Source organism: Gallaecimonas sp. GXIMD4217 (assembly GCF_038087665.1).
Classification (GTDB): Bacteria; Pseudomonadota; Gammaproteobacteria; order Enterobacterales; family Gallaecimonadaceae; genus Gallaecimonas.
Genome location: NZ_CP149925.1, coordinates 1524982 through 1550918 on the forward strand (window position 1 = coordinate 1524982; position 25937 = coordinate 1550918).

23 protein-coding genes are annotated in these 25937 nt (G+C 65.6%); 13 read left to right on the plus strand and 10 right to left on the minus strand.

What is annotated here, in order from left to right:
- Positions 1-60: 60 nt before the first annotated feature.
- The 4 genes from WDB71_RS07505 to asnS all read right to left on the minus strand — a co-directional run bounded on the left by WDB71_RS07505 (position 61) and on the right by asnS (position 6722).
- Positions 61-3192, minus strand: a complete 3132-nt coding sequence (locus WDB71_RS07505) for an efflux RND transporter permease subunit (protein ID WP_341504033.1) — start codon at positions 3190-3192, stop codon at positions 61-63.
- The gene (locus WDB71_RS07510; RefSeq protein ID WP_341504034.1) at positions 3189-4499 is read right to left on the minus strand and encodes a biotin/lipoyl-binding protein; all 1311 of its coding nucleotides are present in this window, start codon (positions 4497-4499) and stop codon (positions 3189-3191) included. The genes WDB71_RS07505 and WDB71_RS07510 overlap by 4 nt, the downstream gene beginning before the upstream one ends.
- The gene (locus tag WDB71_RS07515) at positions 4489-5133 is read right to left on the minus strand and encodes a TetR/AcrR family transcriptional regulator (protein ID WP_341504035.1); all 645 of its coding nucleotides are present in this window, start codon (positions 5131-5133) and stop codon (positions 4489-4491) included. The genes WDB71_RS07510 and WDB71_RS07515 overlap by 11 nt, the downstream gene beginning before the upstream one ends.
- 188 nt (positions 5134-5321) lie before the next feature.
- Positions 5322-6722, minus strand: coding sequence for an asparagine--tRNA ligase (gene asnS, locus WDB71_RS07520; RefSeq protein ID WP_341504036.1), 1401 nt, complete (start codon positions 6720-6722; stop codon positions 5322-5324).
- A 218-nt stretch (positions 6723-6940) separates the two neighbouring features.
- Between asnS and WDB71_RS07525 the strand changes: the two genes are divergently transcribed.
- Positions 6941-7195, plus strand: coding sequence for a DUF3862 domain-containing protein (locus WDB71_RS07525; protein ID WP_341504037.1), 255 nt, complete (start codon positions 6941-6943; stop codon positions 7193-7195).
- A 15-nt stretch (positions 7196-7210) separates the two neighbouring features.
- Here the strand turns inward: WDB71_RS07525 and WDB71_RS07530 are convergent, their stop codons facing one another.
- Positions 7211-7600, minus strand: coding sequence for a DUF3634 family protein (locus WDB71_RS07530; protein ID WP_341504038.1), 390 nt, complete (start codon positions 7598-7600; stop codon positions 7211-7213).
- An 8-nt stretch (positions 7601-7608) separates the two neighbouring features.
- On the minus strand, positions 7609-8886 hold the full coding sequence (bioA, locus tag WDB71_RS07535; RefSeq protein WP_341504194.1) for an adenosylmethionine--8-amino-7-oxononanoate transaminase: 1278 nt from the start codon (positions 8884-8886) through the stop codon (positions 7609-7611).
- 104 nt (positions 8887-8990) lie between these two features.
- Here bioA and bioB point away from each other — a divergent pair, with 104 nt between their 5' ends.
- The 5 genes from bioB to WDB71_RS07560 all read left to right on the plus strand — a co-directional run bounded on the left by bioB (position 8991) and on the right by WDB71_RS07560 (position 13183).
- Positions 8991-10025: a biotin synthase BioB gene (bioB, locus tag WDB71_RS07540; RefSeq protein ID WP_341504039.1), complete on the plus strand. Its 1035-nt coding sequence runs from the start codon at positions 8991-8993 to the stop codon at positions 10023-10025.
- Positions 10025-11119 carry an 8-amino-7-oxononanoate synthase gene (locus WDB71_RS07545; protein ID WP_341504040.1) on the plus strand — a complete coding sequence of 365 codons (1095 nt, stop codon included), beginning with the start codon at positions 10025-10027 and terminating at the stop codon, positions 11117-11119. The genes bioB and WDB71_RS07545 overlap by 1 nt, the downstream gene beginning before the upstream one ends.
- Positions 11103-11843: a methyltransferase domain-containing protein gene (locus WDB71_RS07550; RefSeq protein WP_341504041.1), complete on the plus strand. Its 741-nt coding sequence runs from the start codon at positions 11103-11105 to the stop codon at positions 11841-11843. Before WDB71_RS07545 ends, WDB71_RS07550 begins: the two co-directional genes overlap by 17 nt.
- Positions 11822-12454 (plus strand): dethiobiotin synthase, encoded by a 633-nt coding sequence (gene bioD / locus WDB71_RS07555; RefSeq protein WP_341504042.1) that lies wholly within the window; start codon positions 11822-11824, stop codon positions 12452-12454. Before WDB71_RS07550 ends, bioD begins: the two co-directional genes overlap by 22 nt.
- Before the next feature lie 72 nt (positions 12455-12526).
- The gene (locus tag WDB71_RS07560; protein WP_341504043.1) at positions 12527-13183 is read left to right on the plus strand and encodes an alpha/beta fold hydrolase; all 657 of its coding nucleotides are present in this window, start codon (positions 12527-12529) and stop codon (positions 13181-13183) included.
- Positions 13184-13190: 7 nt separating this feature from the next.
- Here WDB71_RS07560 and WDB71_RS07565 read toward each other — a convergent pair whose 3' ends face one another.
- The 3 genes from WDB71_RS07565 to pepE all read right to left on the minus strand — a co-directional run bounded on the left by WDB71_RS07565 (position 13191) and on the right by pepE (position 15314).
- Positions 13191-13865, minus strand: coding sequence for a carboxylesterase (locus WDB71_RS07565; RefSeq protein WP_341504044.1), 675 nt, complete (start codon positions 13863-13865; stop codon positions 13191-13193).
- Between the two features lie 45 nt (positions 13866-13910).
- Positions 13911-14525 (minus strand): FKBP-type peptidyl-prolyl cis-trans isomerase, encoded by a 615-nt coding sequence (locus tag WDB71_RS07570; RefSeq protein ID WP_341504045.1) that lies wholly within the window; start codon positions 14523-14525, stop codon positions 13911-13913.
- A gap of 81 nt (positions 14526-14606) precedes the next feature.
- Positions 14607-15314 carry a dipeptidase PepE gene (pepE, locus tag WDB71_RS07575; protein WP_341504046.1) on the minus strand — a complete coding sequence of 236 codons (708 nt, stop codon included), beginning with the start codon at positions 15312-15314 and terminating at the stop codon, positions 14607-14609.
- 120 nt (positions 15315-15434) lie between these two features.
- On the opposite strand from pepE, the gene htpX reads away from it, so the two are divergent.
- The 6 genes from htpX to WDB71_RS07605 all read left to right on the plus strand — a co-directional run bounded on the left by htpX (position 15435) and on the right by WDB71_RS07605 (position 21493).
- A complete protein-coding gene (htpX, locus tag WDB71_RS07580) occupies positions 15435-16313 on the plus strand; it encodes a protease HtpX (protein WP_341504047.1) in 879 nt (292 codons plus the stop codon).
- A gap of 161 nt (positions 16314-16474) precedes the next feature.
- Positions 16475-16999 (plus strand): putative glycolipid-binding domain-containing protein, encoded by a 525-nt coding sequence (locus WDB71_RS07585; RefSeq protein ID WP_341504048.1) that lies wholly within the window; start codon positions 16475-16477, stop codon positions 16997-16999.
- Between the two features lie 273 nt (positions 17000-17272).
- Positions 17273-18286, plus strand: a complete 1014-nt coding sequence (locus WDB71_RS07590; RefSeq protein ID WP_341504049.1) for a DNA-binding protein — start codon at positions 17273-17275, stop codon at positions 18284-18286.
- The gene (locus WDB71_RS07595; RefSeq protein WP_341504050.1) at positions 18283-19176 is read left to right on the plus strand and encodes a tyrosine-type recombinase/integrase; all 894 of its coding nucleotides are present in this window, start codon (positions 18283-18285) and stop codon (positions 19174-19176) included. The genes WDB71_RS07590 and WDB71_RS07595 overlap by 4 nt, the downstream gene beginning before the upstream one ends.
- A gap of 61 nt (positions 19177-19237) precedes the next feature.
- Positions 19238-20929, plus strand: a complete 1692-nt coding sequence (locus tag WDB71_RS07600) for a DEAD/DEAH box helicase (protein WP_341504051.1) — start codon at positions 19238-19240, stop codon at positions 20927-20929.
- Positions 20930-21013: 84 nt separating this feature from the next.
- Complete coding sequence (locus tag WDB71_RS07605; RefSeq protein WP_341504052.1) at positions 21014-21493, plus strand: low molecular weight protein-tyrosine-phosphatase; 480 nt, start codon at positions 21014-21016, stop codon at positions 21491-21493.
- Positions 21494-21549: 56 nt separating this feature from the next.
- Here WDB71_RS07605 and rne read toward each other — a convergent pair whose 3' ends face one another.
- Entirely contained in the window at positions 21550-24540 is a 2991-nt protein-coding gene (gene rne, locus WDB71_RS07610) for a ribonuclease E (protein WP_341504053.1), read from the minus strand.
- A gap of 402 nt (positions 24541-24942) precedes the next feature.
- Here rne and rluC point away from each other — a divergent pair, with 402 nt between their 5' ends.
- Positions 24943-25902 carry a 23S rRNA pseudouridine(955/2504/2580) synthase RluC gene (rluC, locus tag WDB71_RS07615; RefSeq protein WP_341504054.1) on the plus strand — a complete coding sequence of 320 codons (960 nt, stop codon included), beginning with the start codon at positions 24943-24945 and terminating at the stop codon, positions 25900-25902.
- Positions 25903-25937 lie beyond the last annotated feature (35 nt).

Below are 25937 nucleotides of genomic sequence, written 5' to 3' on the forward strand. Positions count from 1 at the left end.
ATGTTACATGGCCGTTTCGGCGGAAACCAGCCCCGGCCGAAGCCGAGGCTGGCGGCGCACTCAGGCGTTGACGGTGGCCGGCGCGCCCTCGGCTTCGGCCAGGTGATGCTTCGAGGTCAGGCCAAGATCCTCCAGCATCAGGTAGAGGCCGGGCAGCACGAACAGCACCAGGGCCGTGGAGGTGCTGAGGCCGAACATCAGGCTCACCGCCAGCGGTTGCACCACCTGGGCCTGGAGGCTGGTTTCCAGCAGCAACGGCAGCATGCCGGCCACGGTGGTGGCGGTGGTGATGAACACGGCCCGGAAGCGCTCCTTGGCCGCGTTGACCACGGCTGTGTGGATGGTCTGGCCTTGGCCGTGGTGGCGCTTGATGTAGGTGACCAGCAGGATGGAGTCGTTGACGACGATGCCGGTCAGGGACACGAAGCCGATCAGGCTGGGAATGGAAAAATCGTAACCCAGCAGCAGGTGGCCCCAGATCACGCCGATCACCGCCAGGGGGATGGCCAGCATCACCATCAGCGGCTCGAAATAGCTGCGGAACTGGAAACTGAGGATCAGGAAGACGCCGACCAGGCCCATCAAGAATTTCTGGGCCACGGACTTGCCGGTCTTGCCGCCTTCCTTGACCTCGCCCTCGTAGCTGACCCCCAGCCCCGGATGGCGTTCGAGCAACTCCGGGATCACCCTCTGCTGCAGGTGAGCGATGATCTCGCCGGCGTTGGCCTTGCCAGGCTGGATGTCGCCGATCAGGGTGACGGTGCGTTGGCCGTCGACCCTGTTGATGCGGCTATAGCCGCGCTCGTGGTGGAAGTCGGCGATGGCGGCCAGGGGGATCTGGCGACCGTCCGCCAAAGTGATCGGGAAGCCCCGCAACTGCTGCTGGCTTTCCCTGTCCTGGGCGCGCAGTCGCACGTCCAGCTCCAGGCTCTGGTCGCCGCGCTGGAACTGGTCGACCAGCTGACCGAAGAAGGCGGTGCGCAGCTGGCCGGCGACCAGGGCGCCGTCCACGCCCAGGGACAGGGCACTGGGCTTGAGCCTGACCACCCATTCCTCCTTGCCGGGGCGCAGGTCATCCATCACGTCCACAACGCCGTCGTAGCCACTGAGGGCGTCCTTGAGCCGGGCCGAGGCCTGCTGCAGCACGGCCAGATCGTCGCCGTGCAGGCGGATTTCGATGGGGCGGCCGGCGGGACCGAAGCCGGGCTCCTTGAAGGCCAGCGCCAGGGCGCCGGGCACCTCGCCCATGGCCTGGCGCCAGCGCGCCTTGAGTTCGGCCAGGCTGGTGCTGCGCAGCTCGGCGGTGAGCAGATCCGCCCGCACCGTGGCCAGGTGGCTGCCCTGTTCGAAGGCGTCGAGGTTCTCATTGAACTGCACCGTCACGTGCCGGATCAGATCCTGGCCGTCCGGCTGCAGTGGCGCGTATTCGGCATTGAGCTTATCCAGCTCCGCCAGGCTCCGTGACACCAGGCGCTCGGTTTGCGACAGTGGCGTGCCCTGGGGCAGCAGCAGGCGCAGTTCGAGCACGTCCCCTTCCAGGTCCGGGAAGGCCTTGAACTTGAGCAGGCCACCGGCCAGCAGGCTCATCGACAGCAGCAGGCCAGCCACCACGGCGCCGGTGACCAGGTAGCGGCGGCGCACCGCTCCTTCCACCCAGCCCAACAGGGTGGTGGTGCGAAAGCGTTCGAAGGCGGCGTTGAAGCGACGCTTCCAGGCGCCCTCCTTGTCTCCCTGGCCTTGGTGCAGGGAATGGATCAGGTGATTGGGCAGGATCAGGAAGGCCTCGACGAGGCTGACGCTGAGGGTGGCCAGGAGGACCACCGGGAAGACTTCCATGACGGCGCCGATGTCGCCTTCGATAAAGGCCAGGCCCAGGAATACCGCACTGGTGGTCAGGAAGCTGGACAGCACCCCGGGCCAGACCAGGGTGACCCCCTCTATGGCGCCCTCAACTACCTTGCCGGCGCTCTTGACCTTGGCGGCGATACTCTCGGCGATGACGATGGCGTCGTCCATCAGCAGGCCCAGGGCCATCAGCAACCCGACCATGGAAATCATGTTGATGCTGACCCCCAGCTGGGCCAGCAGCCAAAGGGCGCCCAGGAAGGAGACCGGCAGGCCCATGGCCACCCAGAAGGCGTAGCGCCAGGCGAAGAACAGCCACATGACCGTGAACACCAGCAGCAACCCCTGCCAGGCGTTGCCCAGCAGCATGTCGAGTCGGTCCTGGACGATCTTGGCGCTGTCGTCGGTCAGCGCCAGGGTGATGCCCTCGGGGGTCCTGGTCCGCTCCCGTTCCACGAAGGCGCGCACTTCGGCCACCAGGTCGAGGGCGTCCTGCTGCTTGTTCTTCTTGATCTTGAGCAGGGCGGCGGGCTTGCCGTCGAACCAGACCTTGACCTCGTCCTTTTCGAAGCCCTCGCTGACTCTGGCCACGTCGGCCAGACGCAGTTGGCCGCCCTCAGCAGTGGCGGCGATCAGCAGCTGGCCGAGGGCCTCGGCGCTCAGTAGCTCCTGGTCGAAGCGGAGCAGTACCGTCTTGTCGTCAGACTCCAGGGTACCGCTGGGCAGCTTCAGATCCTGGCGGCGGATCCGGGCCACCACGTCGTCCACCGACAGGCCGTACTGGCGCAGCAGCGGCAGTGACAGCTGCACCTTGAGCTGCTGGTCGGAGAAGCCTTCGATGTCCACCATGGCGATGCTCGGCAGCCGTTGCAGCCTGTCCTTGAGGCCCTCGGCATAGGCCTTGAGCTGGTAGTCCGGCAGCTCGGCGCTGACCGCCAGGGTGATCAGGGGATCGTCCCGGCCCAGCTCCTTGACCACCGGCGCCTCGGCCTCGTCGGGGAAGCTGTCGATGGCGTCGATCTCGGTCTTGATGTCGGTCAGCAGCCGGGCGATGTCGCCGCCTTCGCGCATCTCGACGGTGAGGGTGCCCATGCCTTCGCGGCCTTCGCACTGGATCTCCGCCACGTCGCCAAGGCCGTCGACGGCCTCTTCCATGGGACCGCACAGGGCCTGTTCGGCCTGCTCGGTGGCGGCGCCGGGGTAGAGCACCGACACCTGCACCTTGCTGGGACTGAACTCGGGGAAGGTCTCGCGCTTGAGATCCGGCAGCACCGACAGGCCCAGCACCGAGATACCGATCATCAGCAGGTTGGCGGCGGTAGGGTGGCGGGCGAAATAGGCGATCATGGCGCCACCTCCCGCGTGCGCAAGGCCATGCCGGGCACGGCCGGGAGCAGATCGGTGAGCACCACCGTCTCACCGGCGGCCAGGCCGCTGAGGATGGCGGTGTAGCCGTCCTGTTCGAAGCCGGGCTCCACCTGGCGGATCACCAGGCGGTCCTGGTCGTCGACCAGGTAGAGGTGGTCGCCGTGCAGGGCCTGGCTGGGTACCGCCGGCAGCGGTCGCGGTGTCCCCTTGACCCGCACCTGCAGGTACATGTCCCTGACCAGCGGCGGCCGCCGGCCGGGGGTGAAATCCGTCAGCGGATCCGGCAGCTCCACCATCAGCACCACGGTATTGGCATTGGGATCCAGGCCGGCGGCGATGCCGGTGAGCTTGCCGTCCCAGCGGTATTGGCGGTCGCCGACGCTGAGCAGGGCCTCGGCGTCGAGCCCCAGGGCGGCGACATCGGGCAGGCCCCCACCGCTGGGCAGGCCGTCCTGGAGCAGGTAGTCGGCCAGGCGGCGCATGTCGGCCATGGCCACCTGGACGCCGATCTCCATGATGCCGAGCCGGTAGGCGCTCAGCAGTGTCTCGCGTTCGGACACGTACTGGGCCAGCTCGGCCTGGACGCTGTCGATGCGGGCGTCGAAGGGCAGCCGAAGCTCGGTCTTGGCCAGCTGGCGATCGGCTTCGGCCAGGCGGGATTCGTTGACGCGGATCCTGGCCTCGGCCACCGCCAGCTCGTGGGGGATCAGCTTGAGGGCATTGTCCAGCTCCAGCACCTGTTGCTGCTGGGTCAGCAGCCTGGCCTCTTCCTGCTCCAGGGCGGACTTGGACAGGGAGCCCCTGGCGGCCAGGCCCCGCTTGCGTTCGAGCTCCTGGCGGCTGATGGCCAGGCGCTGCTGTTCCAGCTTCAGGCTCAGCGCCAGCTTCTGGCGATCCTGGCCGATGCGCTCCAGCTCGATCCGGGCCGAGGCCAGCTCGGCCTCGGCCTGGGCCAGCTTGAGCTGGTAGTCGGCCGGGTCGATCTTGAGCAGCAGGGTGCCGGCCTTGAGCACCTGGCCGGGCTCGAGTTTGGGGTGGCGGTACAGGATGCGGCCACTGCTCTCGGCCAGGGCCTGCCAGCTTTCCTTGGCCCGGACCCGGCCAAAGCCCTGGGCATAGGGGGTCATGGTCCTGGCCGCCACTGTCATCACCTCGACCAGGGGCGCCGGCGGGTCACCTTCGCGCCGAGCCGGCGGCGCCTTGAGTGTCACCACCGCCACCAGTACCACCAGCGCGACAAGGGGCAACACCGCCAGCCAGCGTCTTTTCTGCCAGTCAATCTTCATAGCGTTGCTCCTCGGGCTGGAAAACGCCGGAGCTGAGCAGCTCGCCGTTGTGGCGGGCCAGCTTGTCCAGCAGGTCGTCGGTAAACTCGATACCGTCCAGATCCCGCAACAGGCCGCGCGCCAGCCAGGGAAAGCTGGCCAGGGCGATGCAGCTCAGCCGCAGCAGCGGCAGCGCCAGGTCGGGCTTGAATGTGCCGTGTCGGCTCAATTCGCTGATCATGGTTTCGAACAGCGGCAGGGGGCCCTGGCGCAGGTAATCCAGCAGGAAGTTCCGGCACAGGCCCTCTTCCAGGGCCAGCTCCTTGAACAGCAACGCCGGAAATTCCGGGTTCTGCTTCATGACGGTGTTGTAGGCCCGGAAGAAGTCCTCGAAACCGCCCAGGCGCTGCTGGCGGATGGCCTGGCCGATGGTGGCCATGACCTCGCCGGTCACCGCCTTGAACATTTCCTGGTAGAGACCTTCCTTGTTGAGGAAGTAATAGCGGATCAGGGCCGCGTTGACGCCGGCCTGGTCGGCCAGCATGCGGGTGGTGACCCTGTGGTAGGGGTGGCGGGTAAAGCAGTGCTTGGCGGCATCCAGCAGCTTTTGTCTGGCGTCGTCGCTGGCGCCGGCGGGACGACCTCGGTTGGGCATGGGCGTATCTCGGTTGGATCCTTGCCTGCAGATACTAAGGATACGCCGCTTATTCACCAGTTGATTAATTATCCAAAGGCCGGGTTTTGATGAATTTGCCGCATGGCGCGGGGCTGCTTCGTTCAGGATGGGACAGCGGTAAAAGAAAGGGCGACCCTGAGGTCGCCCTTGTCGATATCCTGTCGGCCTTAGAATCGGGCGTTGCCCGGTGCGCGGGGGAAGGGGATCACGTCGCGGATGTTCTGGACGCCGGTGACGTAGGACACCAGGCGCTCGAAGCCGAGACCGAAGCCGGCGTGGGGCACTGTGCCGTAGCGGCGCAGATCCCGGTACCACCAGTAGTCCTGCTGATCCAGGCCCATTTCCTCCAGGCGCTGATCCAGCACTTCCAGGCGCTCTTCACGCTGGGAGCCACCGATGATCTCGCCGATGCCGGGGGCCAGTACGTCCATGGCGGCGACCGTCTTGCCGTCGTCGTTGAGGCGCATGTAGAAGGCCTTGATGTCCTTGGGGTAGTTCTGCAGGATCACCGGCGCACCCACGTGCTCCTCGGCCAGGTAGCGCTCGTGCTCGGACTGCAGATCCACGCCCCACTGCACCGGGAATTCGAATTCCTTGCCACAGTTTTGCAGGATCTCGATGGCATCCGTGTAGTCCATGCGCACGAAGTCGGCCTCGATCATCTTCTCCAGGCGGCTGATGGCGTCCTTGTCGACCCGCTGGGCGAAGAAGGCCATGTCGTCCTGGCACTCGTCCAGCACCGCCTTGAACACGTACTTGAGCATGTCTTCGGAGAGCTGGGCCACGTCGGCAAGGTCGGCGAAGGCCACTTCCGGCTCCACCATCCAGAACTCCGCCAGGTGGCGGGTGGTGTTGGAGTTCTCGGCCCGGAAGGTGGGGCCGAAGGTGTAGACCTTGGACAGGGCGCAGGCATAGGTCTCGGCGTTGAGCTGGCCGGACACGGTCAGGAAGGTTTCCTTGCCGAAGAAGTCCTGGCCGTAGTCCACCTCGCCCTTGTCGTTGCGGGGCAGGTTGGCCATGTCCAGGGTGGAGACCCGGAACATCTCGCCGGCGCCCTCGCAGTCGGAGGCGGTGAGTATGGGGGTGGACAGCCACAGGTAGCCATGCTCGTGGAAGAAGCGGTGGATGGCCTGGCTCAGGCAGTTACGGACCCGCATCACGGCGCCGATGATGTTGGTGCGCGGACGCAGGTGGGCCACCTCGCGCAGGTACTCGATGCTGTGGCGCTTGGCGGCCATGGGGTAGGTATCGGGGTTGTCGACCCAGCCCAGTACCTCCACGGCGCTGGTGTCCAGCTCGAAGGCCTGGCCGGCGGCCGGGGATTCCACCAGCTTGCCGGTGACCACCACGGAACAACCGGCGGTGAGGTGCTTGACCTCGTCCTCGTAGTTATTCAGGGAGTTGGGCACGACGGCCTGCAGGGGATGGAAACAGGAGCCGTCATAGACGGCCAGGAAGGAGATCCCGGCTTTTGAATCCCGGCGGGTACGAACCCAGCCTTTAACCTGCACTTCAGCGCCGACCGGAAACTCACCGGCCAGAACCGCTTTTACCGACGCTTGCGTCATGCCTTATTCCTATATGGCTCATGATGGAAAGTGAGCTGACATCATACCTGCACGGCGCGCCAACACAAGACTGGACACGGGGCGAATGCCCCTTGAAGGCATGGCTGGCGCTATTTTGGCCAGAAGCTGGATCAGCGGGCGCTGAACTAAGGCCTTGCTCTAGTGGCGAAGGCCTCCCTTCGGCTATGCTAGGGGCGTTTCAGGATTAAGGAGAGATAATGATGAAGCGTTGGCTGATGCCCCTGACCCTGGTTGCCCTGCTGGCGGGCTGCTCCAAGGTCACCGTTGAGAACTACAACAAGCTGGAAGTGGGCATGTCCTACAGCGAAGTGGAAAGCCTGCTGGGCAGCCCGGACCAGTGCTCAGATGCGGTGCTGTCTGCCCGCTCCTGCGACTGGGTCAGCGGCGACAAGAAGATCACCATCAAGATCGTTTCCGACAAGGTGGCCTTCTACAACGCCGAAGGCCTCTAAGAAGAAAGCCGGCGCTCAGCCGGCTTTTTTCTTTCTGGGATCCTTGCCATCCCGCCAGTGCCTAAAGAAGCTCTTATGGTAGCGATAGGCAGGAAAGGCGGAGCGGATGGCTTCCTTGTCCTTGATGGAAAAGTTGCCGCGGAACTTGAGGTCGACCCCGTAGCGTGTGTCATAGGCCTCTATGGTGCCCTGCATATGGGTGCCGGCCACCAGTCGCTTGCAGCTGGCCAGGAAGTCCTGGGGCACGGCCCCCTTGATCACCTTGACCCGCCTGTTCTTGACCCGCATCCGAAACAGCCGGTTTTGCAGCCGGACGAATAGCAGCAGCGCCAGCATCAGCGCCGTCAGCGACAGGGTGACGGTGGGGTCGATATGCTGGGCCAGCTCCCGTAGCCAGTCCTTCATTGGCAGCCTCACACCTCATGATTGACTACCTTCTTTATAGCAGCCGTCAATTTTTTGACGTGTGATGGGCTTAGCATATATGGCGGCATGATGTAGATGAGCCTGCCGAAGGGGCGGATCCACACCCCTTGCGCCACGAAGCGCTGTTGCGCTGCGGCCACATCGACCGGCTCTTTCATTTCCACCACGCCGATGGTCCCCAGTACCCGCACGTCCTTGACTCCCTCATGGTCCGCCAGGGGCATCAGGCCGGCCCTGAGCTCTTCCTCGATACGGGCCACCTGCTCACGCCAGTGGCCCTGGTTGAACAGGGCCAGGCTGGCGTTGGCCACGGCGCAGGCCAGGGGATTGCCCATGAAGGTGGGGCCGTGCATGAAGCAGCCGGCCGGGGAATCGGCAATGCCGTCGGCAACGTCGTCCGTGCACAGGGTTGCCGCCAGGGTCATATAGCCGCCGGTCAGGGCCTTGCCCAGGCAGAGGATATCCGGGCAGACGCCGGCCCATTCCAGGGCGAAGGTCTTGCCGGTGCGGCCGAAGCCGGTGGCGATCTCGTCCAGGATCAACAGCACCTCGTAACGCTCGCACAAAGCCTTGATGCCCCTGACGTAGTCCGGGCTGTAGATACGCATGCCGCCGGCGCCCTGGACCACGGGCTCCAGGATCACCGCCGCCACCTCCTGGTGGTGCTGCGCGAAATAGGCCTCGGCCCGGCGCAGATCCTCGCTGGCGTCGCCGTCGAAGGGGGCCTCGGGGGCCGGCATGAAGATGTGACCGGGCAGCACCCCCTTGAACATCCAGTGCATGCCGCTGTCGGGGTCGGTCACCGCCATGGCACCAAAGGTATCGCCGTGGTAGCCGCGCCTTGGGGTCAGGTAGCGCTGTTTTTCGGGCCTGCCGCGCCCCTGCCAGTACTGCAGGGCCATCTTCAACGCCACTTCCACGGCGATGGAGCCGGAGTCGGCCAGGAACACCTTGGTGAGCGGCTCAGGGGTCATGGCCACCAGGGTCCTGCCAAGGGAGATGGCGGCGGGGTGGGTGATGCCGCCGAACATCACATGGCTCATCTTGTCGAGCTGGCCCCTGACGGCCTCGTTGAGCAGCGGATGGTTGTAACCGTGGATGGCGGCCCACCAGGAGGCCATGCCGTCCACCAGGCGGCGACCGTCTTGCAGGATCAGCTCGGCGCCTTCGGCCCCGACCACCGGATAGCAGGGCAGGGGATCGCGCAGGGAGGTGTAGGGATGCCAGAGATGATCGCGGTCAAAGGCCAGATCTTGCTCGGAAATGCTCATAAAACACTCAAAGGTAAACCAAATTCACTGGTAGGCGTTGACAGCTTAAAGGCTATCCCTAGACTAGCCAAGCAGACCAGAAAACCAAGGATAAGCAGATGAAGCTGCGTCACGACTGGACGGTGGCCGAAGTTCAGGCCCTGTTCCAACTGCCTTTTAACGATCTCCTCTTCAAGGCCCACGGCCTGCACCGCGAGCACTTCAATGCCAACGAGGTGCAGGTCAGCACCCTGTTGTCCATCAAGACGGGCGCCTGCCCGGAAGACTGCAAGTACTGCCCCCAGTCCGGCCATTACCACACCGAGGTGGAGCGCGAGCGCCTGCTGGAGGTAGAAAAGGTGCTGGAAGAGGCCCGCAAGGCCAAGGCCGTGGGCGCCACCCGCTTCTGCATGGGCGCGGCCTGGAAGAACCCCAAGGAGCGGGACATGCCCTATGTGATGTCCATGGTCAAAGGGGTCAAGGAGATGGGCCTGGAGACCTGCATGACCCTGGGCATGCTGAGCGCCGATCAGGCCGCCCAGCTGGCCGACGCCGGCCTGGATTATTACAACCACAACCTGGATACCAGCCCGGAATTCTACGGCCAGATCATCACCACCCGCACCTACCAGGATCGCCTGGACACCCTGAAGAACGTCCGTGATTCCGGCATGAAGATCTGCTCCGGCGGCATCGTCGGCCTGGGTGAGGACGCCAGGGACAGGGCCGGCCTGCTGGTGCAGCTGGCCAACCTGGAGACCCACCCGGAATCCGTGCCGATCAACATGCTGGTCAAGGTCAAGGGCACGCCCCTGGAGGACGTCGAGGATCTGGATCCCATCGAGTTCGTGCGCACCATCGCCGTGGCGCGGATCCTGATGCCCAAGAGCCATGTGCGCCTGTCCGCCGGCCGGGAGAAGATGAGCGACGAGATGCAGGCCCTGTGCTTCTTCGCCGGCGCCAACTCCATCTTCTACGGCGACAAGCTGCTGACCACCGCCAACCCCGAGGCCAACAAGGATCTGCAGCTGTTCCGCCGCCTCGGCATCAACACCGAGAGCCGCCACGGCGCCGACGACGAGACCACCGAAGCGGTGCTCAGCGCCCAGGTGGCCCTGGAGTCCCAGCCCCAGAACTACTACGAAGTACGCTGATGCTGGACGCTTGGCTCAGCCCCAGGCTGGATGAGATCAGGGCCAGGGGACTCTGGCGCCAAAGCCGCACCCTGGCGTCGTTGCCGGGGGGGCGGATCCGGGTCGAGGGCCTGGATGCCCTCAACCTGGCCAGCAACGACTACCTGGGCCTGGCCGCCGAAGGCGGTGCCGTCATGGGCGGTGGCGCTGGCGCCTCGCCCCTGGTCACCGGCCACAGCGATCGCCACCAGGCCCTCTGTGACCGCCTTGGCGACTGGCTGGGTTTCGAGTCGGTGCGGCTGTTCTCCTCCGGCTTTGCCGCCAATGTGGGGGTGCTGTCGCTGTTCGGCGACCAGACCATCTACCACGATCGCCTCAACCACGCCTCCCTCATCGACGGCAGCCGCCACAACGGTGGCCGCTTTCGCCGTTTTCCCCACCTGGACTACGGGACCCTCAAGGGCTGGCTCAGCGAGCCTGCCCTGGTGGTCAGCGACGGCGTCTTCTCCATGGACGGCGACACCGCCGACCTCCAGGCCCTGAAGGCCCTGGGCCAGCCGCTGCTGGTGGACGACGCCCATGGCATCGGCGTGCTGGGCAAAAGCGGCGCGGGCCTGTGCGAACAGCAAGGCGTGAAACCCGACATCCTGGTGGGCACCTTCGGCAAGGCCCTTGGCGCCGGTGGTGCCTTTGTGGCCGGCTCGCGGGCCCTGGGCCAGGCCATCGACAACCTGTGCCGGGAATACATCTATTCCACGGCCCTGCCGCTTGGCACAGTGGCGCAGGTACAGGCCAACCTGGACCGGCTGGCTTGCGAACCCTGGCGCCGGGAACAGGTGCTGGCCCTGGCGACCTGGTTCCAGGCCCAGTGCCGGGAGCGGGCGCTGCCGGTGCTGCCGTCGGCAACCCCCATACAGCCGCTGCTGTGCCAGGACGCCGGAGCGGCCCTGGCCCTGAGCCGGGCGCTGCTGGACAAGGGCTTCTACTGCCCGGCCATACGGCCGCCGACCGTGCCCCAGGCGCGGCTGCGCATTACCCTGAACAGCAATCTGGACCAGGCGCAGCTGGCGCCGCTGCTGGATGCATTGGAGGCCCACCGTGACTGCCTTGCCTGAGGTGGCCAGCGCCTTTGGCCGGGCCGCCGAGCACTACGACGGCAACGCCAGGCTGCAGCAGCGGGTGGCCGACTGGCTGCTGGCCCAGGTCGATGTCCGGCACGGGCAGGCCCTGGATCTGGGCTGCGGCACCGGCTATTGCCTGGCCAGGCTGCCACAGCAGCACCGGCTGGGCGTCGACATCAGCGCCGCCATGCTGGCCCAGGCCAAACGCAAGGCGGCGGATGCCGAGCTGCTGCTGGCCGATGCCCAGGCACTGCCCCTGGCCGACGACTTGGCCGAGCTGGTGGTGTCCAGCCTGGCCCTGCAGTGGTGCCCGGATCTGGAAGCGGCCCTGGCCGAGGCGATGCGGGTGCTGAGGCCCGGCGGCCAGCTGCTGCTGGCGCTGCCCCTCAAGGGCAGCCTCAAGGAGCTGGCGCTGGCCTGGGGCGGCTGCGCCGGCCACCTGCTGCCCATGCCCGAGGCCGGGTGGCTGCGGTCGCTGCTGCCGTCCGGCGCCGAGCTGGTGGAGCAGCGCTTCGTCTGCCACTACCCGGACCTCGGGGCGTTGCGCCAGGGGCTCAAGGGCGTCGGTGCCCACCATGTGCCGAACCGGGCCAGGGGCCTGACCGGCAAGGGCCGCTACCGGGCCTTTGTCGACGCCCTGGAGGCCCAGCGCACCCCAGATGGGCTGCCGCTGACGTACCAAGTAGGACTGATCCGATGGCAAAAACCCTCTTCATAACCGGCACCGACACCGATGCCGGCAAGACCCACCTTGGCTGCGCCATCCTGGCCGGCCTCAAGGCCAGGGGCGTGCGCGCCGCCGGCCTCAAGCCGGTGGCATCCGGCGGCCGCGGCGATGCCGAACGGCTCTGGCGCCATTCCGGGCTGCAGCTCGGCCTGGACGAGCACAACCCCTGGCACTTCGAGCCGGCCATAGCGCCGCACCTGGCGGCCCGCCAGGCCGGCCGGCCGCTGTCGCTGGCCGCCCTCAAGGACTGGTTCGGCAACTGGCGGCAAAGCGGCGCCGATGTCTTGCTGGTGGAAGGGGCCGGCGGCTGGCGGGTACCCCTGAACGACGATGAGAGCTTCGCCGATCTGGCCAAAGCCCTGGAGGCGGAGGTGGTGCTGGTGGTGGGCATGAAGCTGGGCTGCATCAACCATGCCCTGCTCACCGCCGAGGCTATTCTGGCCGATGGCCTGGTGCTGAAGGGCTGGATCGCCAATGCCGGCCTGGGAGAGATGGCCTGCCTGGACGACAACCTGGCCTACCTTGAGGCCAGGATGCCGGCGCCGCTATTGGGCGTAGCCGGCCACTGCGCCGATCCGGCCGGGATCCGGCTGGAACTCTGAGTTCGGGAACGCTCCGGCCCGGGATCTGTCTACTCCTAGTGGGTAAATGCCCGGCGTGAAAGGATGGCGGCCATGGCCGATATCCCAATTGATGCCCAGGCGGTGCAGATCGAACTGCCCGATGCCCGCCTGGAAGGCAACCTGAACCTGCCCGCCACCGCCTCAGGGCTGGTGGTGTTCGTGCACGGCAGCGGCAGCAGCCGCTTCAGTCCCCGCAACCGCCAGGTGGCCCGGGCCCTTAACGACAGAGGCCTGGCCACGCTGCTCTTTGACTTGCTTACCGAGCAGGAGAGCGTCATCGACGAGCGCACCCGGGTGCTCAGGTTCGACATGGCGCTGATCGGCAACCGCATGGTCAAGGTGGTGAACTGGCTGATGGCGCAGCCGACGCTGGCGTCTTTTTCTATCGGTCTCTTCGGGGCCAGTACCGGGGCAGCCGCCGCGCTCATTGCTGCGGCAGCCCACCCCGATGCGGTGAAAGCCGTGGTGTCCCGAGGAGGCCGGCCCGATCTGGCCGGCGGTGCCCTGGCCAAGGTGCAGGCACCGACCCTGCTGATCGTCGGTGGCCTGGACGCTCCGGTGATCCAGCTCAACGAGGAGGCGGCCCGGCAGATGACCGCCGAGCTGGATTTGGAGATCGTCCCCGGCGCCAGCCACCTGTTCGAGGAGCCCGGCACCCTGGAGGTGGTCTGCGAGCAGGCCGCCGACTGGTTCCTCAAGCACCTCTAGGCGTGAGCTAGCACCTTCCTGAAACCCTCAGCCCAGCCTGCAGCCACCGGCCGATATGGTGGATCTGCTCGAGACAGAGGCTGTGGGCCATGTCGTAGCCCTGGTAGTCGGGGCTATATCCCAGGTCCTGCAGCCTGGAGACGGCCTGCCGGCCAAGCTGCTCGGGGACGATGTCGTCCTGGCGGCCGTGGTAGATCATCACCGGCAAGTCGCGGTTGGCATCATTGACGGTCACCGAATCGGCGGTGGCGAAATAGCTGGACATGGCCAGCAGCCCGCCCAGGGGCGCCTCGAAACTGAGCGCCGCCTCATAGGCCACCGCGCCTCCCTGGGAGAAGCCGGCCAGGAAGATACGCTCACTGGCGATGCCCCTGTCCATCTCGCGGCGGATCAGCGCCTGGACGGCCCTGGCCGAGGCCCTGAGCTGGGCCTCGTCGAGCTTTCGCTCCAGGCTGAGGTCGAGGATGTCGTACCAGGCCGGCATCACATAGCCGCCATTGACGGTGACAGGTATGGATGGGGCATGGGGAAAGACGAAGCGGACGCCGAGGCTGTCGGGCAGGCCCAGCTCGGGGACCACGGGGGCGAAGTCGTTGCCGTCGGCGCCCAGGCCGTGCAGCCAGATCACTGCGGCCTTGGGGCTGTCCGAGGTCTGGATCTCCAGACAGGGCAGATGGGTCATGGACTCTCCAAAGAAAAAGGCAGCCGGGGCTGCCTTGATACTGACTTATTCGATGTCGAGCAGTTCGACTTCGAAGACCAGTGCCGCATAGGGCGGGATGGCGGCGCCGGCGCCGCGCTCGCCGTAGGCCAGCTCCTGGGGAATGGTCAGGCGCCACTTGGCGCCGACGCTCATCAGCTGCAGGGCCTCGACCCAGCCCTTGATCACGCCGGTGACCGGGAAGCTGATGGGCTCGCCGCGCTGTACGGAGCTGTCGAACACGGAGCCGTCGATCAGGGTGCCGTGATAGTGGACCTTGACCTTGTCGGCGGCGGTGGGCTTGGCGCCGCTGCCTTCGGTCAGCACTTCGTACTGCAGGCCGGAGTCGGTGACGGTGACACCGTCCTTCTTGGCGTTGTCGGCCAGGTAGACCTCCTGGGCGGATTTGAAGGCGGCGTGCTGGGCTTCCTGCTCGGCCTTCATGCGCTGGCTGATCTCCTGGAAGGCGGCATTGATGGCGTCGGGGGCCACGGCGAATTCCTCGCCGCGCAGGGCGTCGGCCAGGCCTTGCTGGACGGCGCCGATGTCCAGGCCGTCGAAGGCCTGCTGGGCCAGCTGGTCGCCCATCTGGCGGCCGATGCCGTAGCTGGCCTGCTGTTCTGTGGTGTCGTATTGGCTCATGTTCGAATCCTTGGCATGGTCAAAAGACCGATGGTAACAAAGGCGGGCGCCGGCAGCGACGCCCGGGCGGGTGCTTGCCCCTTATTTGAGCAGCGCGCTGAGGTCGGCGTCCTGCTCGAAGCGCTCGATATCCTGGCCGGCCCGCAGCAGCAGGCCGCCTTTTTCGCCGCGCAGCACCAGGCTGTCACCCTGGCGCTCCAGGGCGGTGCCTTCCGGCAGGGCGAACACAAACTCGTCCGGGTTCAGGGCCAGGAACTCCGCCAACCGCTCGGCACGGGTCTCGCCGTTGTGGCCCGGGGGCTGGTAGTCGGTGTAGTGGGGGTTGAGCTGGAAGGGCAGCAGGCCCATGGCGGTAAAGCTGGGCGGCTCGGTGATCGGCATGTCGTTGGTGGTGCGGATGCTCTTGCCGGCGACGTTGGAGCCGGCGCTCCAGCCCAGGTAGGGCGTACCCTTGGCCAGGGCGGCAGGGATGGCCTCTACCAGGCCCTGGGCATAGAGCTCGCTGAGCAGGCGGAAGGTGTTGCCGCCCCCCACCGCGATGCACTTGGCATTGGCCACGGCGGCCCTGGCGTCATCGAACTCGTGGATGCCGCGCACGGTGAAGCCCAGGGGCGCCAGCGCCTCGCGGACCTTGTCGGTGTACTGGTCCCAGCCGATGGTGACGCCGGCATAGGGCACGAACAGCAGTTCACGCTCGTCGGCGTGGACGAAACGGTCGATGAAGGGCAGGGCGTGGGCCAGGTAGGGGCTGTCGCCTTCGCGGGATGCGCTCAGCAGCAAGCAACGCATGACAATCTCTCGTGTGCATGAATGGGACACAGATCATAACGAAATTTTCATGGTGAAGGACTTGAAAAGTACCACGGTGGACATATTATGTCGTCATAACCTCGTTAAGGAGCCTATTTGATGAAAAGGGTCTTACTCTTTATTGCAACCAACCTGGCCGTGGTGCTGGTGATGTCCGTGGTGCTCAGCATCCTGTTCTCGGTGTTCGGGATCCAGGGCCACTCCGTCACCGGTTACCTGATCATTGCCGCCCTGTTCGGTTTTGGCGGCAGCCTGTTCTCGCTGATGATCTCCAAGTGGGTCGCCAAGCGTTCCGTGGGCGCCTACGTCATCGAGCGTCCCCGTGACGCCATGGAGCAGTGGCTGGTGGACACCGTGGCCCGTCAGGCCCAGCAGGCCGGTATCAAGATGCCGGAAGTGGCCCTGTACGACAGCCCGGAAATGAATGCCTTTGCCACGGGTCCCAGCAGAAACAACTCCCTGGTGGCCGTTTCCACCGGCCTGCTGTACAAGATGGACCGCGACGAAGTGGAAGCCGTGCTGGGCCACGAGGTCAGCCATATCGCCAACGGTGACATGGTGACCATGACCCTGTTGCAGGGCGTGCTCAACACCTTCGTGATCTTCTTTGCCCGCATGGTGGCCATGGCCGTGGACAACTTCCTGCGCGGTGACGACGAGGAAGGCGAGGGCCTGGGCTTCTTTGCCTATATGGGCGTGACCATCGTCATGGAGATGCTGTTCGGGATCCTGGCCTCCATCATCGTGATGTGGTTCTCCCGCCAGCGTGAATACCGGGCCGATGCCGGCGGTGCGCACCTGGCCAGCCGCAACAAGATGATCGCCGCCCTGGAGCGCCTCAAGCAGGGCCATGAGAGCTCCCAGCTGGAAGGCTCCCTGGCCGCCTTCGGTATCCAGGGCAAGCGTTCCCTGGCCGAGTTCTTCCTCAGCCACCCGCCCCTGGACAAGCGCATCGCCGCCCTGAAGGTGGGTGCCTGAACCGACGTTTTTGCTTCTGCTCATCTTTGGCCGCCAACAGGCGGCCTTTTTTATGCCGGAACCCGGGCCGGGTTTGCGGCGTCCTAATTAAGTCAAAATGAATAAAAGCTGAATGAGCCAGGGCGGGTGGGGCTTGGACACCTGCCAGAGGAGAACACGGCATGATCACGCGGCATTGGTCCGGTCCCTGGCAAAGCCGGGAGCGGGTGGAGCTTCATGAATGCCAGCTCAGGGGCGAGGTGGCAGGGCAGCTGGACGGCGAGGCCTTTACGCTGAGTTACCAGATCCGCTGCGATCCCAAGTGGCGGACAAGGGAGGTCCGCATCGAACGCCAGGGAGGCGACACCCTGGTGATGGAAGTGGACAGGCGCGGCCACTGGCATGCCAACGGCAGGCGGCTGGTGGCACTGGACGGCTGCCTGGACGTGGATCTGGGCTTTACCCCGGCCACCAACCTGTTGCCGCTCAGGCGCTGCCCCCTGGAGGTGGGGGAAACCATGATGGTCAGCGCGGCCTGGCTGCCGTTTCCGGACTGGCGCTGGCAACCCATGGTGCAGCGCTACACCCGCCTGGGCCAGGACAGGTACCGCTACCAGAACGAGGACAGCGGCTACACCGCCGATCTCATCGTCGACGAGCACGGCCTGGTGCTTTCCTACGGCGATGTCTGGGCCACGGCGCCCTGAACCGCACACCACCACAAGGGCCCCCACGGGCCCTTTTCTTTTGCCACATATTGATGCCCGGTCCTAACAACGGCATTTTGCGCGCTGCTTGAGGAGCCGGGCCCTGCTTTGAGTCCCTTTACCCTGCCCGTGATTTGCGGCCCTTCCATCGAACAGCAACTTTCGATAAGAGAAAATATCGTAAGTAATCTCAGAGGTTAACGCGGTCGATATTTGCGCATTAAGTGTAAATAACGTAATATTTACATCATTACATAAAAGGAGGTTGCCGCCATGCCCCTGAATCCCCAAGGACACCAGCTCAGAGCCAACAAAGACAACGTATGGAAGGCCGCCCAGGCCCTGACGGAAATGGGCGAGAATCCCTCGGTCAACAATGTCCGCACCTGGCTTGGCGGTGGCTCCAACACCTCCATCAGCCGTTATCTCCAGGAGTGGCATGCCTCTTCTTTGGAGGAAAAAAATGTAAGGCTGGCGACACCATTACACCTCCAGCAGTCCCTGGATGCGCTGTTCCAACAGATGGAGCAGGAGAAATCGGTGCAGATCCAGCAGGCCGAGGCGGCCTTTGCCGACCAAGTGCAGGAACTCAAGGAGCAGCTGCAGGCCCTGCAGACGGCACTGGAGGGCCAGCAGGCCGAGAACGCCGAGCTGCAGAGCCTTTGCCACGAGCAGCAGCAGCGACTTGCGCAAGGGGCGCAACAGGCCGAACGGCAGCAACAGGAGCTGCTGGCCCGTGACAAGGCCCTGACTGAACTCGGTGCCAGGCTCGAGGTAACCGAACAACAGCTGCAGGCCAAGGATGCCCAGCTCGGCCACCTGTTCCATCAACAGCAGCACTTCCAGGAAAAGCTCCAGGCCGCCCAGAAAGAAAGCCTGCAGGCATTGGAGGACAAGCTGTGGCAGGCCAACCACGCCATCGCCCAACTGACCCGGGAACGGGACAAGGCCCTGGAGGAGAACCGCAACCTCCAGGGGGTGGTGGCCGATGCCCGGGCCCTGGAAGGACAACTGCAACAGGCCAGGGCCCAGTGTGAAGAGCTGCAGCAGCAATGCCAGTATCACCAGGGCCAGGCCGAGGCCGGCCAGGGCCAGCTGGCCAGGCTGGAGGAGGCGCTACATGACAGCGTCGCCCTGGACGAGCTGAAGGCGGAGCTGCACGGCCAGCGGCAGAGCCTGGCCACGGTCGAGGCCCAGCTGGCCATGCTGGTGGAACAGGTGAAGAAACGCCAGCAGCTCAAGGCCGAGCTGGAAGCGCTGCAGGCCAGCCTGGCGGATAAGCCATGAGCCTGCCGGCACTGCCTTCCAACTGGCGCCAGGCGGCTAAGGCCCCGGCCACCCGGGACCAGTACCAGAAGGTCCTCAAGCAATTCGTGCTGGCGGGCTTTACCCTGCCCAGCAGCCCCGGCCAGCTGCTCCGTTACCTGGAGGAGCAGGGCGCCAGGTTCAGCGCCTCCACCCTGGAGCAGCGCATCAGCGCCATCGGCCTTTGGCACCGGGAGTCGGGCTTTGCCGATCCGGTGACCGCCGAGGTGAAGTCGGCCCTGCAGGCACTGCGCCGCCTTAAACGCCACCAACCAAGGCGCAAGGCGGCGGCCCTGAGCCGGAGCGATCTGCAGCGGCTGCTGTCGAGCTGTGACGATGGCTCCCTGAGCGGCCGGCGCGACGGCCTGCTGCTCAGCCTGGGTCTGGCGGCGGCGCTGCGCCGCAGCGAGCTGGCCGGGCTCGACTGGTCTGACGTGCGGCCCGGTGACAAGGGCCTGGGCGTGCAGATCCGTCATTCCAAGACCGACCAGCAGGGCCAGGGCCGCACCCTGGTGATCCCGCCCCTGGCTCCGCCCTGGGATCCGGCCCTGTGGCTGCAGGGCTGGCGTGAGGGCAGCGGCCTGAAGGAGGGGCCGCTGCTGGTAGCCATATCCCGCAACGGCCGCCTGGGCGGCAAGCGCCTGACCGGCCATGGCATCAACCACATCATCCAGAAGCGGGCCCAGCGCCTGGGCCTGGCAGGGGTCAGCGCCCACAGCCTCAGGCGCGCCTTCGCCACCCTGGCGGTCCAGGCCGGTGTGGGCCTGACCGAGGTGGCGGCGGTGGGACGCTGGCGCAGCCTGGAGTCCCTCAAGGAATATGTGGACGCCCAGCCGAGGGAGGCCATCGCCAGGGCGCTGGCGGCGGACTAGCCCTTTTCTTTTTTAGCCTGGGCGGGGATCATAGGGCCACGTCCTTCCACAGTAAGCAGCCGTGAAGCTCCGTCCCTACCAGCAACAGGCCGTGCGGGCCGTGATCCAGTATTTCAAAAAGGAAAAGGCCCCGGCGGTGCTGGTGCTGCCCACCGGGGCAGGCAAGTCCGTGGTCATCGCCGAGCTGGCCCGGCTGGCCCGGGGCAGGGTGCTGGTATTGACCCATGTGGCGGAGCTGGTGGAGCAGAATGCCCATAAGTACCGGCATTGGCGGGACGACGGCAGCATCTTCTCCGCCGGGCTCAAACAAAAGGACCTGCAGGGCAAGGTGGTGTTCGCCTCCATCCAGTCGGTGGCGCCCAACCTGGATCGGTTCGGCGACGATTTTTCCCTGGTGATGATCGACGAATGCCACCGTATCGGCGCGGCGGAGGAGTCCCAGTATCGGCAGGTGCTGAAGGCCCTGCCCGGTGCCTTGGTGCTGGGCCTGACCGCCACCCCTTACCGGCTCGACCAGGGCTGGCTCTATAACTTCCATGCCAGGGGCATGGTCAGGACCACGGCCGAGCGCCTGTTCAAGCATTGCGTCTTTGAGCTGCCGCTGCGCCAGCTTATCGACGAGGGCTACCTGACCCCGGTCAGGGTGCTGCCGGCCCCGGCCATTCGCTACGACTTTTCGCTGCTGCCCCCAGGCGCCGGCGAGGCGGCCCTGGACAGGGCCCTGGCCGGCCAGGGCAAGCTGACCCCGGCCATAGTCCAGCACCTGCAGGCGGTGGCCGAAAGTCGACAGGGGGTGATGATCTTCGCCGCCAGTCGCCGCCACGGCCGGGAGGTAGCCGCCCTGCTGCCGCCCGAACAGACCGGACTGGTGCTGGGCGACACCGCCGGCGCCGAGCGGGCCGCCATCATCGATCGCTTCAAGGCCAGGGAGCTCAAGTACCTGGTCAACGTGTCGGTGCTGACCACCGGCTTCGATGCCTCCCATGTGGATCTCATCGCCATCCTCAGGCCCACCGAGTCCGTGTCGCTTTTCCAGCAGATCGTCGGTCGCGGCCTTAGGCTCAGTGACGGCAAGGAGGAGTGCCTGGTGCTGGATTATGCCGGCAACGGCTTCGATCTCTTCGCGCCCGAAGTGGGGGAGCCCAGGCCGCCCGGCACCGTGCCGGTGGTGGTGCCCTGTCCGCTGTGTGGCCACCAGAACCCGTTCTGGGGCAGGGTGGACGGCGACGGCGACATCATCGAGCACTTCGGCCGTCGCTGCCAGGGCATGACGGGACCGCAAAGCCAGTGCGACTACCGTTACCGCAGCCGGATCTGTGGCGACTGCGGCGCCGAGGCCGACATCGCCGCCCGCCAGTGCCCTCAATGCCAGGCCACTCTGGTGGATGTGGACAAGAAGCTGCGCGAGGCCATGAAGGGGGCCAAGCTGCACCTGTTCAAGGTAGCGGCCATGACGCTGGCAGACGGCGGCGATGCCCTGGAGGTGAGCTACTTCGATGAGGCGGCCCAATGCCAGAAGGAGAAGCTGCCCTATGGCGGCACCCGTTTGAAGCGCTTTTTGGCCGAACTCAACAGGGCACCCGGGGCCAGGTTCCTGCCCGCCGACAACACCCTGGTGCAACATGAGGGGCTGCTCCGCCGGCCGGACTTTCTGATCCTCAAGCGGCACAAGCGCGGCTTCTGGCAGGTCGGCGAGCGGATCTGCGACTACGAGGGCCGCTTCCAGAAGGCAGAACACGCGGGCCTGGCCTGAAGCCGGGTGCCAGATCTTTATCGGCCCGGGGTTCTCTATTACCTTTATTAAGAGAAGCAGTAACTTAAGTAGAGGAAAGTTGGCGTGGTAAACCCCTTGGAGATCAGGCGCATCCTGTTTTGCTGCATGGGCAATATCTGCCGCTCGCCCACGGCCGAGGCGGTGTTTCGTAAACGCATGCAGCTGCAGGGGATCAGCCTGGAGCTGGAGTCGGCGGGTACCATCGACTATCACGCCGGCGAAGGCCCGGACCGCCGTGCCAGGCTGGCCGGGGAGAGGCGCGGTTACGACTTTTCCAACATCCTGGCCCGGCAGGTGTGCAGCGAGGACTTCGTGCGCTTCGATCTGATCCTGGCCATGGACAGGCAGAACTATGCCGATCTGATGAGCCGCTGCCCCCAGCGCCACCGTCACAAGCTCAGGCTGTTCATGAGCTTCGCCCCCGAGACCGGTTTTGATGAGGTGCCGGATCCCTACTATGGCGGCGAGGGCGGGTTCGAGCAGGTACTGGATCTCATCGAGGCCGCCTCCGATGGCGTATTGAAGAGCCTGCTCGGCAAGTAACGCAACGGGCACAATAAAAAGCCCCGCTTCGGCGGGGCTTTTTAATGGCGAGAGGCTTACACCTTGCTCATGGGCGCCGTGGCGCTGTTCTTGGCCTGGCTGAGGCCACCGGCCTGGCCGCTGTGGGCCACGGGCGGGCGCTGGTAGGGCTGGGGATCACGGACCGGCTGACCCAGTTCGTGCTCCACCGGCCTGGCCATGGCGGCCTCGGCGGTGCGGCGGGCACGTTTGACCGGGCGCACCGCACTTTCGTCTGTGACCGACTGCTCGGCCTTGGCCGGCTTGGCCTCGACCTCGGCGGGCTCGGCCTGGACCGGCTCGACAACCTCGGCTTGCGGCTGGGTTTCGACGGCGGGTTCTGCCTGCGGTTCGACCTCGGCGGCAACCTCTACGGTCTCCCGAGCCGGGGTGGTGCTCACTTCTTCCTGGGCTTCGGCCACGGGCTCGGCTTCGACCACAGGTGCGGCCTGCTCGGCAGGTGCTTCGATGGCGGCTTCCTCTACGACAGCGACCTCGGTCGCTTCGGCAACGGGCGCCTCGCTGGCAGCGGCTTCCTGCTGCTCTTCGCGAGCCTGGCGACGCTGCTGGCCGCTGGCGCGCATGTGGCGGGGGGAGCGGCGGTTGCGGCTGCGACGCTTCTCCTGGCCTTCACCCTCGGCTTCGGCTTCAACGGCGGGTTCGGCCTGGGCGACCTCGTCGGCCACGACTTCGGCTTCTGCAACCACCTCGGCAACCGGCGCCGGCTCCTTCGCTTCAACAACCGGGGCCTGCACGGCTTCGGCAGCAATGGCGACGGTCTCGGCGGCTTCGGCGACCTCTTTCAGACGCACGGACTTTTCCAGCTGGCGGCGCTCGCGGCGCTGCTCGGGCTGGCGATGCTCTTCGATGGCCTCCTCGCGGGGGGCTTCATCGGCACGGCGCTGGGGGATCTCGCGATCGTCACGGCGGCGCTCGCGGCGCTCCTCGCGCGGGGCTTCCTGGCGCTCTTCACGCTGGGGCTGCTCCTCGCGGCCACGACGACCGTCGTCACGGCGACGGTCACGACGCTCCTCGCGGCGGCCCTCTTCACGGGCTTCGCTGCGGCGGCCTTCGTCGCGACGCTCTTCGCGGCGGCTGTCATCACGACCTTCGCTGCGACGCTGGCGACGGCGGCCCTGCTTCTGTTCTTCCTCACGGCGCTCGTCACGACGGCCTTCGCCGCGACGCTCTTCGTCCGGGCGACGGCCCTTCTGCTGGCGACGGGCCTCGGAGCCCTTGCGGTTGCGCTGCTGACGACGGTCACCCTTGCCATCCTGGCGCTGCTTGCCCTTGGGGGCTTCCTGTTCTTCGGCGGAGCCGAACAGGCCGCCCAGGGCCTTGAGCAGGCGGCTTACCAGGGACGGGCCGGCAGCCTTGGGCTGCTGCTTGGCAGCGGGCTTGGCCGGCTTGGCTTCGGCCTTGGGCGGGGCAGGGCGGGGGGCCTTGACCTGGACCGCGGGCTCGTCTTTCTTCTCCTTGCGGGCGGCCGGGGCCTTGTAGAGGTCGGCCTTGACCTCCGGCTCCTTGGCGATGGTGTGGGAGCCGTCCTCGATGCGATCGTCCTCGCGGTGGCGGATCACCTCGAAGTGCGGGGTTTCCAGGTGCGGGTTGGGGACGATGATGATCTGCACGTCCTGGCGGCGCTCGATGTGGCGAATGGCACCGCGCTTCTCGTTGAGCAGGTAGGCGGCCACGGCCACCGGCACCTGGGCCTCCACCTGGGCGGTGTTGTCCTTGATGGCCTCTTCCTCGATGAGGCGCAGGATGGACAGGGCCAGGGACTCGGTGCTGCGCACGGAGCCGGTACCCAGGCAGCGGGGGCACATCTGGTTGGCGGCTTCACCCAGGCTGGGGCGCAGGCGCTGACGGGACATTTCCATCAGGCCGAAGCGGCTGATGCGGCCCAGCTGGACGCGGGCGCGGTCGGCACGCACGGCGTCACGCAGGCGGTTTTCCACCTCGCGCTGGTGGCGGGCCGGGGTCATGTCGATGAAGTCGATGACCACCAGGCCACCCAGGTCACGCAGACGCAACTGGCGGGCGATCTCGTCGGCCGCTTCCAGGTTGGTGTTGAAGGCGGTCTCTTCGATATCGCCGCCCTTGGTGGCACGGGCGGAGTTGATGTCGATGGCGGTCAGGGCCTCGGTGACATCAATGACGATGGAGCCGCCGGAGGGCAGGCGCACCTCGCGCTGGAAGGCGGACTCGATCTGGGACTCGATCTGGTAGTAGTTGAACAGCGGGATATCGCCCTGGTAGAGCTTGACCCGGCTGACGAAGTCGGGACGCATCAGTTCGACGTTGGCCTTGGCATCGTTGTAGATGCGCTCCTTGTCGATGATGATCTCGCCCACATCCTGGCGCAGGTAGTCGCGGATGGCGCGGATGATGACGTTGGATTCCTGGTGGATCAGGAAGGGAGCCTCACGGGACTCGGCCGCCTGACGGATGGCCTTCCAGTGGTGCAGCAGCACATCCAGATCCCACTTGAGCTCTTCGGCGGACTTGCCAACGCCGGCGGTACGGACGATCAGGCCCATGCCGTCCGGTACGGTCAGGCTGGACATCGCCTGCTTGAGCTCGGTGCGCTCGTCACCCTCGATACGGCGGGAGATGCCACCGGCGCGGGGGTTGTTGGGCATCAGCACCAGGTAGGAGCCGGCCAGGCTGATGAAGGTGGTCAGGGCCGCGCCCTTGTTGCCACGCTCTTCCTTGTCGATCTGCACTATGACCTGCTGGCCTTCGCGGAGTACGTCCTTGATGTTGGGACGGCCCTGGACCTTGTAGCCTTCGGGGAAGTAGTCGCGGGCGATTTCCTTGAGGGGCAGGAAGCCGTGACGCTCGGCGCCGTAGTCGACGAAGGCGGCTTCCAGGCTGGGCTCGATGCGGGTGATGCGGCCCTTGTAGATGTTGGCCTTTTTCTGTTCGTGGCCGGGGTGTTCGATGTCGAGATCGTAGAGTTTTTGGCCATCTACCAGGGCCACGCGCAACTCTTCTGACTGAGTTGCGTTGATTAGCATACGTTTCATATGTGACTCATTGTTCGTGAAGTCACAGCCGGCGTCATCGCGAAGATGCGTACTGGGCCTGGCCCCGTGTCTTGGGAATGGCAGCCTCACGGCTGGTGGCTTGGGGCGCTGTCGGCAAAAGTCACTGACAAACTATCTGAGATTGTTTGGCGCCGTTGGCGGCCAAATGTGTTTCAAATCGTGCTTCGTCCAGTCACGTATCCACGCAGCGATCCGAGCTGCGCCTTTCGTTCTCTTTATATGGCACCGGCCATGGGGCCGCTGCCAAGGTTTAATCTTGCGCCCATTTCATTTGCTGCCCGGGGCGCTTCCGGGCTTTTTCAGCACTTGGCATTATCCCACCAAGAAAGCGTCATTAGCAAGCATCGCGCTGGGCTTTGGCTGTGCTAGAATGCCGCCCCTATGAGTAAAGACAAGAACAGCGCCACTGTACAGCTGGTGGCCGTTGAACCGGATCTGGCCGGGCAACGAATCGACAATTTTCTGCGCACTTACCTCAAAGGCGTGCCGAAAAGCCTGATTTATCGTGTTTTACGAAAGGGCGAGGTGCGCGTCAACAAGAAGCGCGTCAAGCCCGAGTACAAACTCCAGGGCGGTGATCTGGTGCGCATTCCGCCGGTGCGGGTCTCGGAAGAAAAGGCCCTGCCGTCGGCCAAGCTCAAGAAGGTAGCGGTACTGGAGTCCTGCATCCTGTTCGAGGACGACGCCCTGATGGTGATCAACAAGCCGTCCGGCATGGCCGTGCATGGCGGCTCCGGGCTGTCGTTCGGCGTCATCGAGGGGCTGCGGGCGCTGCGGCCGGATGCCCGCTTCCTGGAGCTGGTCCATCGCCTGGACAGGGATACCTCCGGCTGCCTGCTGGTGGCCAAGAAGCGCTCGGCGCTAAGGGCCTTGCACGAGGCCCTGCGCAACAAGACGGTGCAGAAGGACTACCTGTGCCTGGTTCGCGGCGACTGGCCGTCGCGCAAGAAGGCGGTTCAGGCGCCGCTGAAGAAGAACGTGCTGCAGTCCGGCGAGCGGATCGTCCGGGTCGATGCCGAAGGCAAGCCCAGCGAGACCCGCTTCAAGGTCCAGGAACGCTTTGGCGGCCTGGCGACCCTGGTGCAGGCCTCGCCCATTACCGGCCGCACCCACCAGATCCGGGTCCATACCCTCCACGCCGGCCACCCCATTGCCGGCGACGACAAGTACGGCGACCGGGACTTCGATGCCCGCCTTGTTGACGCCGGCCTGGACCGACTGTGCCTGCACGCCTGGCACCTGGCCTTCGATCACCCCGGCAGCGGCGAGCGCATCAGCGTCGAGGCGCCCCTGGACGGCAGTTACGCCCAGCTGGTCAAGACCCTGAGGGCCCGCAAATGATCAGGGATGTCAAACTGGTGATCGTCGACCGCCTG